At 51.3% G+C, this 16,327-nt stretch carries 14 protein-coding genes; all 14 read right to left on the bottom strand.

Features of this window, described 5'->3' with window-relative positions; genetic code table 11:
• Positions 1-47 precede the first annotated feature (47 nt).
• The 14 genes from LDN84_RS10480 to LDN84_RS10545 all read right to left on the bottom strand — a co-directional run bounded on the left by LDN84_RS10480 (position 48) and on the right by LDN84_RS10545 (position 16,315).
• Positions 48-986, bottom strand: coding sequence for a UDP-glucuronic acid decarboxylase family protein (locus LDN84_RS10480; protein ID WP_223912198.1), 939 nt, complete (start codon positions 984-986; stop codon positions 48-50).
• Between the two features lie 32 nt (positions 987-1,018).
• Positions 1,019-1,939 carry a glycosyltransferase family A protein gene (locus tag LDN84_RS10485; RefSeq protein ID WP_223912201.1) on the bottom strand — a complete coding sequence of 307 codons (921 nt, stop codon included), beginning with the start codon at positions 1,937-1,939 and terminating at the stop codon, positions 1,019-1,021.
• Complete coding sequence (locus LDN84_RS10490; RefSeq protein WP_223912203.1) at positions 1,936-3,255, bottom strand: flippase; 1,320 nt, start codon at positions 3,253-3,255, stop codon at positions 1,936-1,938. Before LDN84_RS10490 ends, LDN84_RS10485 begins: the two co-directional genes overlap by 4 nt.
• Positions 3,256-4,452 carry a nucleotide sugar dehydrogenase gene (locus LDN84_RS10495; protein WP_223912206.1) on the bottom strand — a complete coding sequence of 399 codons (1,197 nt, stop codon included), beginning with the start codon at positions 4,450-4,452 and terminating at the stop codon, positions 3,256-3,258.
• 5 nt (positions 4,453-4,457) lie between these two features.
• Positions 4,458-5,582, bottom strand: a complete 1,125-nt coding sequence (gene gmd, locus LDN84_RS10500; protein WP_223912208.1) for a GDP-mannose 4,6-dehydratase — start codon at positions 5,580-5,582, stop codon at positions 4,458-4,460.
• A gap of 38 nt (positions 5,583-5,620) precedes the next feature.
• The gene (fcl, locus tag LDN84_RS10505; protein ID WP_223912211.1) at positions 5,621-6,634 is read right to left on the bottom strand and encodes a GDP-L-fucose synthase; all 1,014 of its coding nucleotides are present in this window, start codon (positions 6,632-6,634) and stop codon (positions 5,621-5,623) included.
• Between the two features lie 23 nt (positions 6,635-6,657).
• Entirely contained in the window at positions 6,658-8,889 is a 2,232-nt protein-coding gene (locus LDN84_RS10510) for a succinoglycan biosynthesis protein ExoP (protein WP_223912214.1), read from the bottom strand.
• A gap of 155 nt (positions 8,890-9,044) precedes the next feature.
• Positions 9,045-9,482, bottom strand: coding sequence for a low molecular weight protein-tyrosine-phosphatase (locus LDN84_RS10515; RefSeq protein ID WP_223912918.1), 438 nt, complete (start codon positions 9,480-9,482; stop codon positions 9,045-9,047).
• The gene (locus LDN84_RS10520) at positions 9,479-10,633 is read right to left on the bottom strand and encodes a polysaccharide biosynthesis/export family protein (protein ID WP_223912216.1); all 1,155 of its coding nucleotides are present in this window, start codon (positions 10,631-10,633) and stop codon (positions 9,479-9,481) included. The genes LDN84_RS10515 and LDN84_RS10520 overlap by 4 nt, the downstream gene beginning before the upstream one ends.
• Positions 10,634-10,852: 219 nt before the next feature.
• Entirely contained in the window at positions 10,853-11,407 is a 555-nt protein-coding gene (gene rfbC, locus LDN84_RS10525; RefSeq protein WP_223912219.1) for a dTDP-4-dehydrorhamnose 3,5-epimerase, read from the bottom strand.
• A gap of 34 nt (positions 11,408-11,441) precedes the next feature.
• On the bottom strand, positions 11,442-12,314 hold the full coding sequence (gene rfbA / locus LDN84_RS10530) for a glucose-1-phosphate thymidylyltransferase RfbA (RefSeq protein ID WP_223912221.1): 873 nt from the start codon (positions 12,312-12,314) through the stop codon (positions 11,442-11,444).
• A gap of 17 nt (positions 12,315-12,331) precedes the next feature.
• Positions 12,332-13,231 (bottom strand): dTDP-4-dehydrorhamnose reductase, encoded by a 900-nt coding sequence (gene rfbD, locus LDN84_RS10535; protein WP_223912224.1) that lies wholly within the window; start codon positions 13,229-13,231, stop codon positions 12,332-12,334.
• Entirely contained in the window at positions 13,228-14,283 is a 1,056-nt protein-coding gene (gene rfbB, locus LDN84_RS10540; protein ID WP_223912227.1) for a dTDP-glucose 4,6-dehydratase, read from the bottom strand. Before rfbB ends, rfbD begins: the two co-directional genes overlap by 4 nt.
• Before the next feature lie 76 nt (positions 14,284-14,359).
• Positions 14,360-16,315 carry an ABC-F family ATP-binding cassette domain-containing protein gene (locus tag LDN84_RS10545; protein ID WP_223912230.1) on the bottom strand — a complete coding sequence of 652 codons (1,956 nt, stop codon included), beginning with the start codon at positions 16,313-16,315 and terminating at the stop codon, positions 14,360-14,362.
• Positions 16,316-16,327 lie beyond the last annotated feature (12 nt).

Consider the following 16,327-nt stretch of genomic DNA (forward strand, 5'->3'; position numbering starts at 1 on the left):
TTTAAGCCAAATTGAATATCCTGTGAAGCATTGAACGGCGGCCAAATTCATGCATTAAGCAGCTTCCTGAAGTACGCCGTGGTTTCTTTCAAGCCGTCGTCTAATTGCACAGTGGGCTGCCAACCCAACTTGTCTTTAGCAAGGGTGATATTTGGCTGGCGTTGTTTAGGGTCGTCTGTGGGCAGGGGCATAAAGACCAATTTGCTTTTTCCCCCAACAGTTTTGATCACTTTCTCGGCCAGTTCCAGCATGGTGAATTCAAAAGGGTTGCCGATATTGATTGGGCCGGTGAAGCCAGCCTCGGTACCCATCATGCGCACAAAGCCTTCGATCAGGTCATCCACGTAGCAAAAGCTACGGGTCTGACTGCCGTTACCATAAATGGTGATGTCTTGCCCTTTGAGCGCCTGGACTATAAAGTTGCTCACCACACGCCCATCATTAGGGTGCATGCGAGGGCCATAGGTGTTGAAGATGCGCACCACTTTGATGTCTACATTGTTTTGGCGGTGGTAGTCAAAAAACAGGGTTTCGGCACAGCGTTTACCTTCGTCATAACAACTGCGAGGGCCAATGGGGTTCACGTTGCCCCAGTAGTCTTCAGTTTGCGGGTGTACCGCAGGGTCGCCATACACCTCAGAGGTGGATGCCTGCAAGATACGTGCCTTAACGCGTTTCGCTAGTCCGAGCATGTTGATTGCACCATGCACGCTCGTTTTGGTGGTTTGTACGGGGTCGTGCTGGTAGTGGACAGGGCTGGCGGGGCAAGCAAGGTTGTAGATTTGATCAACTTCAACATATAGAGGAAATGTCACGTCGTGGCGAATCAGTTCAAACCGCGGGTGACTCAGTAGGTGCGCTACGTTGGCTTTGCTGCCAGTGAAGAAGTTGTCGACGCACAAGACATCGTGCCCGTCTTTGATAAGTCTGTCGCAGAGATGAGAGCCGAGGAAGCCTGCGCCGCCAGTGATGAGTGATTTGTTCATAGATCTACAGATTTGGGTAACGGAATTAAAAGTTATCTCGATAGTTTAATATTGCATTTAATATAAAATAGTGACAATTTAAACATTGTTAACAGTTTTAAAAAGCTACTCTTCTGCATTTTAAAATTTATCAATAAATAATTTTTAAATGTTGAAAAGCTGATATCATTTCTTGATTTATATTCTAATTCGCATACATTTATATTGGAAAAATCAATGCATGATGCATTTGAAAAGTGCTTAAAAAGTTTATTTATGGAAATTTCTCTTTTGTATAAATAATCGTTTGAGAATTTAACATTGTAATAATTATTTTTTCCATGTACTCGATATAAAACTAGAGGGTTGGATAAAAAATATTTCTTTGCACCTACAACTGAGCTTCCCCATACCAAGCAATCATCTGCTCTAGTAATCCAGTCTTTTTCAAGATTAATAGGCATAAAACTTCTAAAAACAGAAGTTTTCATTGAAATAGTTGATGTGACACTGCCGATCCACTCTCGATTTAAATAGCTACTTAATACACCGTAACCAAGACTTTTGTTGGAGGTGTATTTGCTAATCAGTTCGACATTTCGATCTGAAAATATTCTTTCGTGCGCACAAAAAATTGAGTCTATATCACGATTATTTTTATATATCGATATAACTTCGGTTAAATAATTTTCTTTGTATAGATCATCAGAATCAAGAAAAAATATCAGTTCACCGCTGACATATCTTAATATTTCGTTAAAGGCGGATAGTTGACCACCATTTTTCTTTGAGATAATTTTTACCAAATTATTCGTACTAAACTGACTTGTTAACAATTCCAAAGAATTGTCCGTAGAGCCGTCATCAACAACTAATACCTCAATATTTTTGTACGTTTGATTTAATGCTGAATTTATGCAGTCTATCAAGAATGAACTGTAATTGTAATTGTTGATGGCAATTGTTGCCTTCATTTAAAAAGTCTCCAGAAAAATAAGGTCCGGTGAATATATGTTGTTTGATAGCGTAATTCTTTGAAAAAGAAATTTATTAAATATCCTGAAATAATTTGAGACATGAGTGCTGCAAACGCAGCACCAATTATGCCGTAATTAGGAATTAAAAAGTAATTCAATATAACGTTTGAGGTAACACTAATTCCAGCACCATAAAGATATAAATGGTTTAAATTCTCAGATACCTGCCATTTACCTTTCACTGTCGCTAATCCCACAAAAATCCCAGACCAAATATGGATCATCAGAACATCACTGGCATCACTAAAGGCATTACCATATAAAAACACAACCACTCTCTCGCTTAAATAAGTCATCGATAGCGCAACAATAATAGCTAACCAAACTAACAGTGAATAAAGTTTTTGGAGTCTTGCAGCATAAAGTTCTAGACTTACTTTTTTTGCATTTAATATTGATGGAAAAAGTGAGTTGCAAATGAGAATGGGTATGATGTTCCATATTTCGCTAATTCTAGCTGCAGCAGAATATAGACCTACTTCTTTAACATCCAAAAATTCTTTGATCATAATTTGATCAATACGCATGTAAATAGCTATTATTATGCCGCTTAATATTAATGGCCAGCTATCTTTGAGTAATTTTTTGGCTATTTTAATATCAAAATATTGATAGAAGTTGTTAAGATTTTGAAGTCGATAGGCAAAATATAAAGACACCCCCAATGTGATTTGATCGATCAAACTAACTAATACAAATAAAAATAATTCAGCTTTGATATATATTAGATATAATTTTATCAGTGAGGAAATGAAAAGCTGTGTCAGTTTGCACATCGAAACGAATTTAGACAAGACCTTCGATTGAAAATAAAAGTCTACTACTTCAAATGACTGAAACAACGTTCCGCTGCCAATGATAAATATGTACAAGTTGGTGGTCGCATCATTTGAAGTGAAACGCACAGCCAGTACCATGGCAGCTAGCATTACCACTGAACCCATTATTTTGAGCCAAAATGCGGTGCCAAGATAAACATCACTAAGCTCTGGAGTTCGCACTAGGTCACGCACCATAATGCTGTCAAGCCCTAATTTGGCTAAGCTGCCAAATAGTGCTGCAAACGCAATTGAATAACTAAAAACCCCAAACTGCGTTGGCCCCAAATAGCGTGCAACCCAGATACCAACCAGCAAACCAGCGACCATGCGCAACAGTTGTTCTGCGAACATCCATGATGTGTTGGCTGCATATCGCCGAAAGCCCGCATGGCTGCTGGCGCGATGTACCAAGTGTTTAATGCGAGCTAGCACTTAATCATTGCCAAACAAATCTCGACTAAATACCTTGTTAACGACATCGTTTAAATCATCCGTTAGTCGGTTGACGACGATAACATCAGATTCAAGTTTAAACTGTGCCAAGTCGCGGACTACGCGGCTGTTATAAAACTTGTCTTCTTTTAGCGCTGGCTCATAAACGATAACTTCTACACCTTTGGCCTTTATGCGCTTCATAATGCCTTGAATGCTGCTTGCTCTGAAGTTGTCAGAGCCGGATTTCATGACTAACCGGTGGATACCAACCACCCTGGGATTACGTGCGAGTATGCTGTTTGCAATAAAGTCTTTGCGGGTGGAGTTGCTTTCCACGATGGCTTGAATGAGGTTTTGTGGCACATCGTTGTAATTGGCCAGCATTTGCTTGGTGTCTTTGGGCAGGCAGTAGCCGCCGTAGCCAAAGCTTGGGTTGTTGTAGTGACTACCAATGCGGGGGTCTAGGCAAACGCCGTTGATGATTTGCTTGGTATTCAGGCCGTGCATGGCTGCGTAGGTGTCTAGCTCGTTAAAGTAGGACACGCGCATGGCGAGATAGGTGTTGGCAAAGAGTTTGATGGCTTCGGCTTCGGTGCTGCCGGTGAACAGTACATCTATGTTTTGCTTGACGGCTCCTTGTTGGAGGAGGGCGGCGAAGGTTTGGGCGCGCTCGCTGATTTCACCTATGACGATCCTGGATGGGTATAGGTTGTCGTAGAGGGCTTTGCCTTCGCGAAGGAATTCTGGGCTGAAGATGATGTTTGGGGTTCGCGGTGGGGGCTCCGCTCCAACAGAGGTCGACAGAGTTGCTTTGAGTTTGGTTGTGTAGCCTACGGGGACTGTGCTTTTTATTACTATCACCGCGCTGGGGTTGATGGCCAGCACGTCTTGCACCACCGATTCAATTGACTTGGTGTTGAAGTAGTTGGTGTTGGCATCGTAGTCTGTGGGGGTGGCGATGATGACGTAGTCTGCGCCGCTGTAGGCTTCACGCTTGTCCAGTGTGGCTTTGAAGTTAAGCGATTTGTGCTTTAAGAAGTCTTCAATTTCGGGATCTTCAATTGGGCTTTGCTTGGCATTGAGCATGTCCACTTTTTCTGGGACGATGTCAATCGCAACCACTTCGTTGTGCTGGGCTAGCAGCATGGCGTTACTTAGGCCTACGTAGCCGGTGCCGGCGATGGTGATTTTCATAATTTCTACTCGATGCTTACGTTTACGCTGTAGCCGTATTGCTTTAGCAGGGCATGTTTCTTGGCTTCGGCCAGGTCGTTGGAGACCATTTCCGCACACATTTCTTGTGCTGTAATTTCTGTAATCCAGCCAAGTTCCTTTCTTGCTTTGGATGGATCGCCTAGCAAGGTTTCAACTTCAGTGGGGCGGTAGTAGCGGGGGTCAACTTTGACAATGATGTCGCCTACTTTCAGAGCCGGAGCACCGTCACCAGTGATGGCGGTAACAACAGCCTGTTCCTGGTCACCTTCGCCGTTGAATTCAATACTGAGGCCAAGAGCATTGGCTGTCCAGGTGATGAACTGGCGTACGCTGTACTGAACACCGGTGGCGATGACAAAGTCTTGCGGCTTGTCTTGCTGCAGCATCATCCATTGCATACGCACGTAGTCTTTGGCATGACCCCAGTCGCGTAGCGCGCTCATGTTGCCCATGTACAGGCATTGTTCCAGACCTTGGGCGATGTTGGCCAGGCCACGAGTAATTTTCCGGGTGACGAAAGTTTCGCCACGACGAGGGCTTTCGTGGTTGAACAAGATGCCGTTACAGGCATACATGCCATAGGCTTCGCGGTAGTTTACGGTGATCCAATAAGCATAAAGCTTGGCCACGGCGTAGGGGCTGCGGGGGTAAAACGGGGTGGTCTCACGCTGCGGTATTTCTTGCACCAAGCCATACAACTCTGAGGTACTGGCTTGGTAAAAGCGGGTCTTTTTCTGCAGACCCAATATTCTGATGGCTTCCAGAATGCGCAGGGTACCCATGCCGTCTACGTCTGCGGTGTATTCGGGGCTTTCAAAGCTTACGGCTACATGGCTTTGCGCACCCAGGTTGTAAATTTCATCCGGCTGGGTTTGCTGAATGATGCGGGTCAGGCAACTGCTGTCGCTCAGGTCACCATAGTGCAGGGTGAAGTGGGCGTTGTTGATGTGGGGGTCTTGGTAGATGTGGTCTATGCGGGTGGTGTTAAAGCTAGATGCGCGGCGCTTGACACCGTGGACGATGTAGCCTTTTTCTAACAGGAATTCAGCCAGATACGAGCCGTCTTGGCCTGTGATGCCGGTGATTAGGGCGACTTTTTGAGAGGTCATGGGTTTTGTTATTTGTTGAAGCGGCGCCTCGCCGCGAATTACGTTTCGGGGTTAATACCTTCGCGGCGGGGGGTGCGCTCCCACAAGGTCAGGAAGTCTTGGTAAGCAAAGTTTAGGCCTGCTTGTAGGCTTACTTGGGCTTGCCAGCCCAGTGTGTTTAGGCGGGTGCTGTCCATCCACTTTCTGGGGGGGCCGTCTGGCTTGCTGGCATCGAAGCTAATTTGGCCTTGGTAGCCTACCGCTTGGCTTACAGCGTGCGCCACTTCGGCTATGGTCACATCGCTGCCAAAACCCACATTGATGTGGCTGCACATGGGGGCGGTGTTTGCTTGGTAAGTGCTTAGCGGCAGGCTCATCACAAACACGCTGGCAGCGGCCATGTCGTCAACGTACAAAAATTCTCGCTTTGGGGTGCCGGTGCCCCAAATGGCCACTTGGGGCGCGCCTGCCAGCTTGGCTTCATGAAAACGCCGAATCAGTGCTGGGATAACGTGGCTGTTTTCAAAGTGGTAGTTGTCACCGGGGCCATAGAGGTTGGTGGGCATGACGCTGCGGTAGTCGCGGCCATGCTGGCGGTTGTAGCTCTCGCAGAGTTTGATGCCGGCTATTTTGGCAATGGCATAGGGCTCGTTTGTGGGCTCCAGCAGGCCGGTCAGCAGGGCTTGTTCGGTCATGGGTTGGGGGGCCATGCGCGGGTAGATGCAGCTTGAACCTAAAAAGAGCATTTTTTGCACACCATGTTGGTGCGCGGCCTGGATGATGTTGGCTTGCATCATCAGATTTTGGTAGATGAAGTCTGCCGGGTAGGTGTTGTTGGCGTGAATGCCGCCTACTTTGGCAGCGGCTAGGTAGACCTGATCTGGCTTTTCTTGTGTGAAGAAGTCGTTAACGGCGGCTTGGTTGGTTAGGTCTAGTTCGGCATGGGTGCGGGTGACGATGTTCGCGGCGGGGGCGCCGCTCCTACAGAGGGTGGAGGATTGCAGGGCGCGAACTATGGCGCTGCCTACCATGCCACGGTGGCCGGCTACGTAGATTTTTGGTGAAACGCTCATAAGACAGCTTGGTATTGCATGGGTTACTTAATTGCAGACTTGTTTTGCCCATACTCATACTGGGCATAGCGGTAGCGGCTGTATTTGTAGCCATAACCATAGCCATAGCCATAGCGGCGTTTGGACAGATTCAGGTCGTTAAAGATGACACCGCGCACAGTCACGCCAGAGCGGGCCAGACGTTTAGCAGACTCTTGCAGTTCTGCCAGCGTACTGATCTCGGCGCGGGCTACCATGAATACGGTGCCGGCTAACGGGGCGATGACCTGGGTGTCTGCTACAGCCAGAACGGGCGGGGTGTCGATGACCACCACATCATAACTTTCCCCCAGTGTTTGCATAAGTTGCACCGTGGCAGGGCTCATTAGCAACTCGGCAGGGTTGGGCGGCATGGGGCCGGTAGAAATAAAGTCTAGTCCCTGTGACACTTCTTTGTGAATGACATGGTCAAGCGTTTGTGTTCCGCTGATTAGCTCGCTCAAACCGTGGCCGCGCTCCATGCCAAAAGACTCATGGATATGACCCTTGCGCATGTCAGCATCCAGCAGCAACACCCGTTTACCACCTGCTGCCAGCACTGCTGCAAAATTGGCGCTGGTAAATGACTTGCCGATGCCTGGGGTGGGGCCGGTCATCAGCACAATGTTGTTGGGTGCATCAAGCATGGCAAACTGCAGTGCGGTGCGCAGGCTGCGCAAGCTTTCTATACATGGGTCGTTGGGCAGCACATTGGCCAGCAGGTGCATGCCGGTTTGTTTGGACTTGCTGTTGGTGGTCAACTCAGTTTGGTCGCCAGAATGTGGCACAGTGGCAAACACATGCAGGCCCACATGTTGTTCAATGTCGTCCGCATTTCTAATGCCGGGGCGCATACTGTTGCGCAAAAAGGCCAAGGCCAAGCCAGCCAGCACACCCAGCACGCCAGACAGTGCCCAGATCATGGCTTTTTGGGGTTTGATGGGGCGCTCCGGTACCGCAGCGGTATCTACTACGCGCACATTGCCGACTTTACCCTCTTTCACCAGGCGCAGCTGTTCAAAGCTATTGAGCAGGCTGGTATACAGATCGCTGTTCACCTTGACATCACGCGTCAGGCGCAGCAGGTCTTGCTCAACATTCGGGAAGCTTTTGGCTTTGCCCTCCATAGCATTAATTTGCGTACTCAGTTGTTTGATTTGTGCATCTAACACTTGCACGCTGGGGTGCTGGGCGGTAAAGCGGGATTCAAGGTCTTTGCGTTTTTGCTGGGCTTCTAGCAGTTTGACTCGTAAACTTACTGATTGGTCCAGAATACCTTGAGCCTCAGCACTCAGGTTAAATGTGCCAGACTGGTTTCGGAACTTGTTGAACTTGTTCTCGGAGCTTTCCAGTTGGTTTCGAAGTTCAGGCAATTGGGTGTTGAGAAAGCTGATAGATTTTTCAGCTTCAGCTGCTTTTCGCTCTACATTTTGGCGCACATAAAAGCTGCTGATTTCATTCAAGATAGTTGCTGTAAGCAAAGGGTCGGACCCCTGCAAGGTAGAGCTGATCACACCAGACTGTTTGCCTTGTTCGACAATTTTCAGATCTTTTTGCAGCCGCTCCGTTACTTCAAGGTGCGATAATTTAACAAGGTTAAAGGCTGCACCAGGCTTGCCAGCAAGGCTACTCACCAGCAATTCACCCTTGTGGCCGTCAAGTGTGAATGCCAGCGGTTCTCCAATGTGACCTTGGCCTAAGGTGTTCTCATCTGCACCCAACAAGGTGTAGCCAGTTGCACTGGCCACCACCTGAAATTGATGGTCTTCAAGTGCTTTGGGCACTTGAAAGCTGGCAACCTGCAGGTCTTCAGTGCCACTGACATAACCACTTAAACCTATAAAACCGGGGGTTGATAATTCAGTGGCTCGGCGCGCCAGCCATTTACCCAAAATAGGCAGGTATTTGGGGCGCACGCTCATATCCAGTCGCAAGTTAGTAACGGCCTGACCAATTACCAAGCGGCTTCGAAGAATTTCGATTTCTGCTGATGCGGGGCTTTTAATATCAAACAGGCTCCCCATGTCGCCGAGCAGACTACCCGCACTCCCGGCCTTGCTGTCTTCGACCTGGATGACTGTATCGGCTTCATAAATGGGGGTGGCCAAAAAGGCGTAACTGCCTCCCAGAGCAATCACAACAGCGGTGACGCTGGCGATAAGCCAGCGTTGGTCTAGTACCACGTCCAACAGATCCAGCAGGTTGATGCTGTCTTCGTCGTCTTGCATGGATTGCATAGGTGACATGCCTTGCATGGGTTGCAAGGGAGTGTTTGAAACGTTGCTGGGTAAATTCATGCGAAATCAATCAGTTTTTTTATATTTAGTGGGAGTCCAGCTCTTGGGAAGAATGTATTACGTATTGGGCAGGGTTACTACGTGTTGTCTTCATATCAGCTCAGCTTTCGGATGCGGGGTACCCAGTCGGCTACTCCTTGGGCTATGGATGCATAGGCAGTTTGAAAGGCTTCAATAGGTTGGCGATAGGGGTCGTCAATGTCGAAGTTACCATATTGCCCCAAGCGGAAAGTTTTACCGCGTACGCTTGGAAACAGCTGCTCCAGCTGAGTTTTGTGCATTTGCTCCATTACCAAAATCAGCTCAGCCTGTTGGCACAAGAAACTATTGATTTGCTGGGCGCGGTGGGAACTAATATCAACTCCGTTGGAGGCAGCTATCTGAATAGATAGAGGGTCAGCCGGTTGCCCTACCAATGCACCCAGACCAGCTGACCACACAGTGTGATTGGGTAATTGCTGAGCCAACAGCCCTTGTGCTAATGGGCTGCGGCAAATGTTGCCAATGCAAAGCGTCAAAATGAACTTCATCAGTTTTTGAATGAAGAGTTCGCGCTGGTTACAGCCGTTGCGCTGGGTAAGATCAAGCTGATGACGCGGTTCCAGCGAACCAAAGGCACGGGGTCGACATAGACCACGTCGCGCGCCTTCAACGCAAAACCCTCAGCTAATGCAAACGCAGTGGGGGACTGAGCATCAAGGTGGTAAATTTCTGGTAAATCGGTATTGGCCGCGCGTACTACAAATATTTGTCGTGGGTCACCGGTGGTTTGGCTCACTCCACCGGCATCACCCAACGCTTCGTTCAGCGTCAAGTGCCCATTACGAAGGGTTTGCGTGCTGGGGCGCAGCACCTCCCCCATAACGAACACTTTGGCTTCTTCGCGGCCCATCACTTGCACCAAGTCGCCGTTACGTAGAAGAATATTGTTGGGGTCGATGTTGTGCTGCAACAACTGGGGCATGTTAACTACCACTGTTTGGCCATCACGGGTGATGGCGATGGCAGACCGGTCGCCTAAAGCCGTGATACCGCCCGCACGACCAATGGCTTCGGGCAGGGTCATAGGTACTTCATTCAAAGGCTGTAGCCCAGGAGTGCGGACTTCACCATCAATATAAATCCTCCCACTGCGGTATGATTGGATGCGCACCGTCACCTGGGGGTCTTTAATGTATTTGGCCAGCCTGGTAGTGAGTAAATCACGGGCTTCATATTCGGTCAGGCCAGATAATTTGATAGTACCTGCGTAGGGAAACTGAATCAAACCCTGGGGGCTGACATTGAAACCATTGCCAATGCCAGAGAGACTGCCCGCATCGGTGCCCAATCCACCGGCTGCCGGCACTGACAACTCAGGGTGGTCCCACACCACGATATTGAGCACGTCATTGGGGCCAATCTGGTAGGGTTTGGCCAAATCAAAGAGTTTTTTGACATCCGTCGACACATCGGTCGGTTTGCTAGTGCGTTGCTCGCGAATCAGGCTAGGGGTGATGGTAATCACGCGCCCAGCAGGCGGGGTATCGTCAGTCTGGTCTGGTTTGGAGCTGAACCACGAGCTACTTTGGCCGACGGTGCCGTTGTTGGTTTTGCCCACATACATGCCAGGAGCAAAGGCACAGCCATTAAGCACTGCCGTTAGTAAAAGAATGCCTGCAGGCCGAACAGCAAATATAAACATGTGTAATGAGTCAGAAGTGAAACAATGGCGTGACAGTAAGTTGATGGGCCAGATACTTTGTCTTGGCTTTTAGTCATTATAAGGGGAAGTTTTTTGTGAAACTGACAGTCCATCGTCCTCAACGTGTAGGTGCACAGTCCTTTGGGTGATTGCATTCGGTATGAGGATTTTCGCTAGAGGGGCAGGGGCGGGTGGGCGAATTCCGCAAGGGCTGGACTTTTACAGGCAGAAACTCTCTGCCCGACCCAACGGTGTTCCTGCAGCATCTTTGGTCGCTAACAGTGGCGTTGTTTGAATAGGCCATTGAATACCCACCGTGGGATCAATCCACAATAAGCTGCGCTCAAACTCAGGGTGGTAGTAGTCGGTAGTTTTGTATAGAACCTCTGCGTTCTCACTGGTAACCAGAAAACCGTGAGCAAAGCCAGGAGGCACCCAAAGCTGGCGCTTGTTTTGTGCAGACAATACCACGCCTTCCCACTTGCCAAAGGTTGGCGAACTGCGGCGTAAATCCACGACCACGTCAAACACTTCACCTTGGGTGACACGTACCAGTTTTCCTTGCGGGTGCTGTATCTGGTAATGCAAACCGCGCAGCACGCCTTGGGCTGATTTGCTATGGTTGTCTTGGACAAATTGCACTTCAAGTCCAGTGACGTTGGCAAAGTCACGGGCGTTGAAGCTTTCAAAAAAGAAGCCTCTGGCATCACCAAACACCTTGGGTTCAAGAATCAGGACATCGGGCAGCGTGGTTGGTGTAACGGTGTAAGGCATGGTGCGAGTGATTTGGGGCTGTATGAATGTTTTTTTATTTCAGTAAACTCAGCAAATACTGGCCATAGCCATTCTTTGCCAATGGCGCAGCCAGCTTCTGGACTTGCGCGGCATCTATCCAGCCTTGGCCCAAGGCAATTTCCTCAGGGCAGGCCACTTGCAGACCCTGACGCTTTTGCAGCGTGGCAATGAAGCTGGCGGCTTCCAGCAGACTGTCATGCGTGCCGGTATCCAGCCAGGCATAGCCGCGGCCCATGATCTCAACACTGAGCTGGCCTTGCTCCAGATACACCCGGTTTACATCAGTGATTTCAAGCTCGCCACGGGCTGATGGTTTGATACTGGCGGCAATGTCACACACTTGCTCATCATAAAAATACAGCCCGGTTACCGCGTAATTACTCTTGGGGTACTTGGGTTTTTCTTCGATGCTGATGGCGCGTTTTTGATCATCAAACGCTACCACCCCATAACGCTCAGGATCGGTTACATGGTAGGCAAACACACTGGCACCGCTTTCACGTGAGTGAGCGTTGCTCAGTTGCTTACCAAGATTGTGTCCGTAAAAAATGTTGTCACCCAGCACCAGCGCACTGGGTTGTTTGTTGACAAAGTCGCGGCCAATGATGAAGGCCTGAGCCAGGCCGTCGGGGGAAGGCTGCACCGCATAGCTGATGCTCATGCCCCACTGGCTACCGTCGCCCAGCAGGTCAGCAAAGCGTGGGGTATCTTGCGGGGTGGAGATGATCAGAACTTCCCGAATACCCGCTAGCATGAGTGTGCTCAAGGGGTAGTAAATCATTGGCTTGTCATACACTGGCATCAGTTGCTTGCTGACGGCCTGGGTCACCGGGTAAAGCCGCGTGCCGGAGCCGCCGGCCAGGATGATGCCTTTGCGTTGTGTCATGTTGAGTCCATCAAGTGTTAAAGAATTTCAGCCAGCATCCGGTTGATACCAGCTTGCCATGCTGGCAGCATCAGACCAAAGGTTTGCTGGAGTTTGTGTGTGCTCAGGCGTGAATTGTGAGGTCGACTAGCCGGTGTCGGGAAGGCGCTGGTCGGCACAGGCTGGATCTCAGTTGCTTTTATTTTGATAGCTGGTTGCGCTTTCTGTGCTTGCGCTATAACGTGTTTTGCATAGTCAAACCAAGTAGTTTCACCACTGGCCACCAAGTGGTAGATGCCGGCCAACTCCTGGGTTGCACTGGCGGTGCTGACCTGGCGAATGGCATGGGCGGTGATGTCTGCAATCAAATCTGCCCCGGTGGGTGCGCCAAACTGGTCGTTGATCACCGTGAGCTTGTCGCGCTCTTGTGCCAGGCGCAACATGGTTTTTGCAAAGTTGTCCCCGCGTGCTGCGTAGACCCAGCTGGTTCTGAAAATCAGGTGCTTGGGGCAGTGCTTGGCGATCAACGCTTCGCTTTCGAGCTTGCTGGCTCCGTACACGCTTAACGGGCCGCTGGTATCGGTTTCAAGCCAGGGAGTGATGCCGCTGCCGTCAAACACATAGTCGGTGCTGTAGTGCACCAGCCAGGCACCGAGCCTGGCGGCCTCCACGGCCAGCACCTCGGGGGCGATGGCATTGAGGGCGCGCGCCAGCTCGGGCTCGCTCTCTGCTTTGTCGACAGCGGTGTGGGCGGCGGCATTGACGATCACATCTGGGCGAACGTTGCGCACCGTGTCAGCCAACTCAGCCAGCTTGCTGATGTCGCCACAATGTTCGGTGCTGTGCCGATCCAGCACGATGAGTTCCCCCAAAGGAGCCAGGCTGCGTTGTAATTCCCAGCCGACCTGGCCGTTTTTTCCTAGAAGGAGGATTTTCATGCGTACTGCTTTTGCACCCAGTCCCGATACGCACCACTTTGCACATGCGCCACCCAGTCGGGGTTGTCCAGATACCACTGCACCGTTTTGCGGATGCCGGTCTCAAAGGTTTCTGCCGGTTTCCAGCCGAGTTCACGCTCCAGCTTGCGGGCATCGATGGCGTAGCGGCGGTCGTGGCCGGGGCGGTCGGTCACAAAAGTGATTTGATCTTTGTACGATTTACCGTCAGTGCGTGGGCGCAGTTCGTCCAGCAGGCTGCAGACGGTGTGCACGATGTCCAGATTGGCTTTTTCGTTCCAGCCGCCCACGTTGTAGGTTTCACCCAAGCGGCCAGTTTCGAGCACGCGGCGGATGGCGCTGCAATGGTCTTTGACATACAGCCAGTCGCGGATTTGCTGGCCGTCGCCGTACACCGGCAGAGCCTTCCCAGCCAGCGCATTGACGATCATCAGCGGAATGAGTTTTTCAGGAAAGTGGTACGGGCCATAGTTGTTGGAGCAGTTGGTAGTGAGCACCGGCAGGCCGTAGGTGTGGTGCCAGGCGCGCACCAGATGGTCGCTGGCGGCTTTGCTGGCGCTGTACGGGCTGTTGGGCTCGATGTGGTTTTGTTCGGTGAAGGCTGGGTCGCCTTTGGCCAGACTGCCATACACCTCGTCGGTTGAGACATGCAGGAATCTGAATGCTTCTTTTTCAGTAGCGTTCAGCGCTTGCCAGTACTGCCTGACAGCCTCTAAAAGCTCATAAGTTCCAACGATGTTGGTGTGGATGAATTCGCCCGGACCGTGGATGGAACGATCCACATGGCTTTCAGCGGCGAAGTTGATCACGGCGCGTGGTTGGTGCTGGGTCAGCAGTTGGGCCACCAGTTCGCGGTCGCCGATGTCGCCTTGAACCAGGGTGTGGCGAGGGTCGCCTTGCAGGCTTTGCAGCGTCTCCGGGTTGCCCGCGTAGGTGAGTTTGTCAAGGTTGATGACCGGCTCGTCATGCAGGGCGAGCCAATCCAGAACAAAATTTCCACCAATAAAGCCTGCGCCGCCAGTCACCAAGATCATAAAAACTCCCGTTCAATAAATGTGCCGGAATTCTACTGACCCCATGGCCGCCAGCAGCTCCCCCTTGGCGAAAGTTTCAACCAGCTTCCATTTCTGTGGTTAGTTCCAGCCACTGCTCTTCCAGCGCCTGGATTTCTTCGTTGACCTGTTTGAGCCGTTTACCCTGGTTCGCAAAGTCTGACGGCGGTGGAGACTGGCACAGATGGGCTTCCAGCTGGGTTCCTTCTGTTTGCAGCGTGGCCATGCGGGACTCAATGTCGGCCAATTTGCGTTTCAGGGAACCGCTGGGTGCCGGTTTGGCTTTGACCTTGGCGGCCGCAGCCAGCGCCTCGGCCTGTGCCTTGCGCTCGGCCTTGGCCGCGGCGCTGCTGGCTTCCCGGATGGCTTCACGCTGACGCTTGGCTTCATCCAGCAGGTAGCGCTGGTAGTCGTCCAGGTCACCGTCAAACGGCTCGACCCCACCGCGCGAGACCATCCAGAATTCATCACACACCGACCTGAGCAGCGCACGGTCGTGGCTGACCAACATCACCGTGCCTTCAAACTCATTAAGCGCCATGGCCAGTGCCTCACGGGTAGCCAAATCCAGGTGGTTGGTGGGCTCATCGAGCAACAGCAGGTTGGGGCGCTGCCAGACGATCATGCATAGCACCAGGCGGGCTTTTTCGCCACCGCTCATGCTGCCTACGGCTTGTTTGACCATGTCGCCGCTGAAGTTGAAGGTGCCCAGAAAACTGCGCAAATCCTGCTCACGGGTGGCCTGGCCAATGATCTTGCCTTGTGCAGTGAGTGTTTTCACCAGGCGGATCATGTGTTCCAGCGGTGTTTCATCGGGGCGCAGCACATCCAGCTCTTGCTGGGCGAAGTAGCCGATGTTAAGTCCCTTGCCTTCGGTGATTTCGCCCTCGATGGCGGCCAGATCACGCGCAATGGTTTTCACCACGGTGGATTTACCCTGGCCGTTGGCTCCCAAAATGCCGATGCGCTGACCAGCCAGCACTGACTTGCTGACATTGCGCACAATCACCGTGGGTGGTGTGCCCTCGGGTGCGTCATCGGGCGGTGGGTAGCCAAAACTCACGCCGGTCATCGACAGCATCGGGTTGGGCAGGTTGGCTGGTTCCTTGAACTCAAAAGTGAAGTCGGCTTCGGACAGCAGCGGCGCAATTTTCTCCATGCGATCCAGCGCCTTGACCCGGCTTTGTGCCTGTTTGGCCTTGCTGGCCTTGGCCTTGAAGCGGGCAATGAACTTTTGCAGGTGAGCAATCTTGTCTTGCTGCTTGGCAAAGGCGTTTTGTTGCAACTCCATCTGTTCGGCACGCATGTCCTCAAACTTGCTGTAATTACCACCGTAGCGCACCAGTTTGGCGGCATCAATGTGCAGGGTGACATTGGTGATGGCATCCAGAAACTCGCGGTCGTGGCTGATGACGATCATCGTGCCTTCGTACTTTTTCAACCAGCCTTCCAGCCACACCAGCGCGTCCAAGTCCAGGTGGTTGGTGGGTTCGTCCAGCAGCAGCAAGTCACTGGGGCACATCAACGCGCGTGCCAGTTGCAGGCGCATACGCCAGCCGCCAGAGAAGCTGTTGACCGGGTTGGTCAGCTCGGTGGTTTTGAAGCCCAGGCCCTGGATCAGTGCTTGTGCGCGCGCCGGAGCATCATGCGCACCCGCATCCTGCAGGGCCATGTAGGCGTGGGCCATGCGGTCGTAGTCTTCGGTGGCCTCGGCGGCGGTCACCTCCTGTTGTGCCGCTAGCAAGGTGACATCACCATCGACCACAAAGTCGGTGGCGGACTGCTCGGTCTCGGGCATGTCCTGGGCAACCTGGCCCATGCGCCATTGGTGCGGAATGTAGTATTCGCCGCCGTCTTCATGCAAATTGCCATTAAACAGCGCAAACAGCGAGGACTTACCCGCGCCATTGCGCCCGACCAAGCCAACTTTTTCGCCGGGGTTGAGGGTGACGGACGCGCCGTCAAGCAGGACTTTCGCGCCGCGGCGCAGGGTGACGTTTTTTAAGGTGATCATTTGCAAGCCATA

Source organism: Rhodoferax lithotrophicus, from assembly GCF_019973615.1.
GTDB lineage: Bacteria > Pseudomonadota > Gammaproteobacteria > Burkholderiales > Burkholderiaceae_C > Rhodoferax > Rhodoferax lithotrophicus.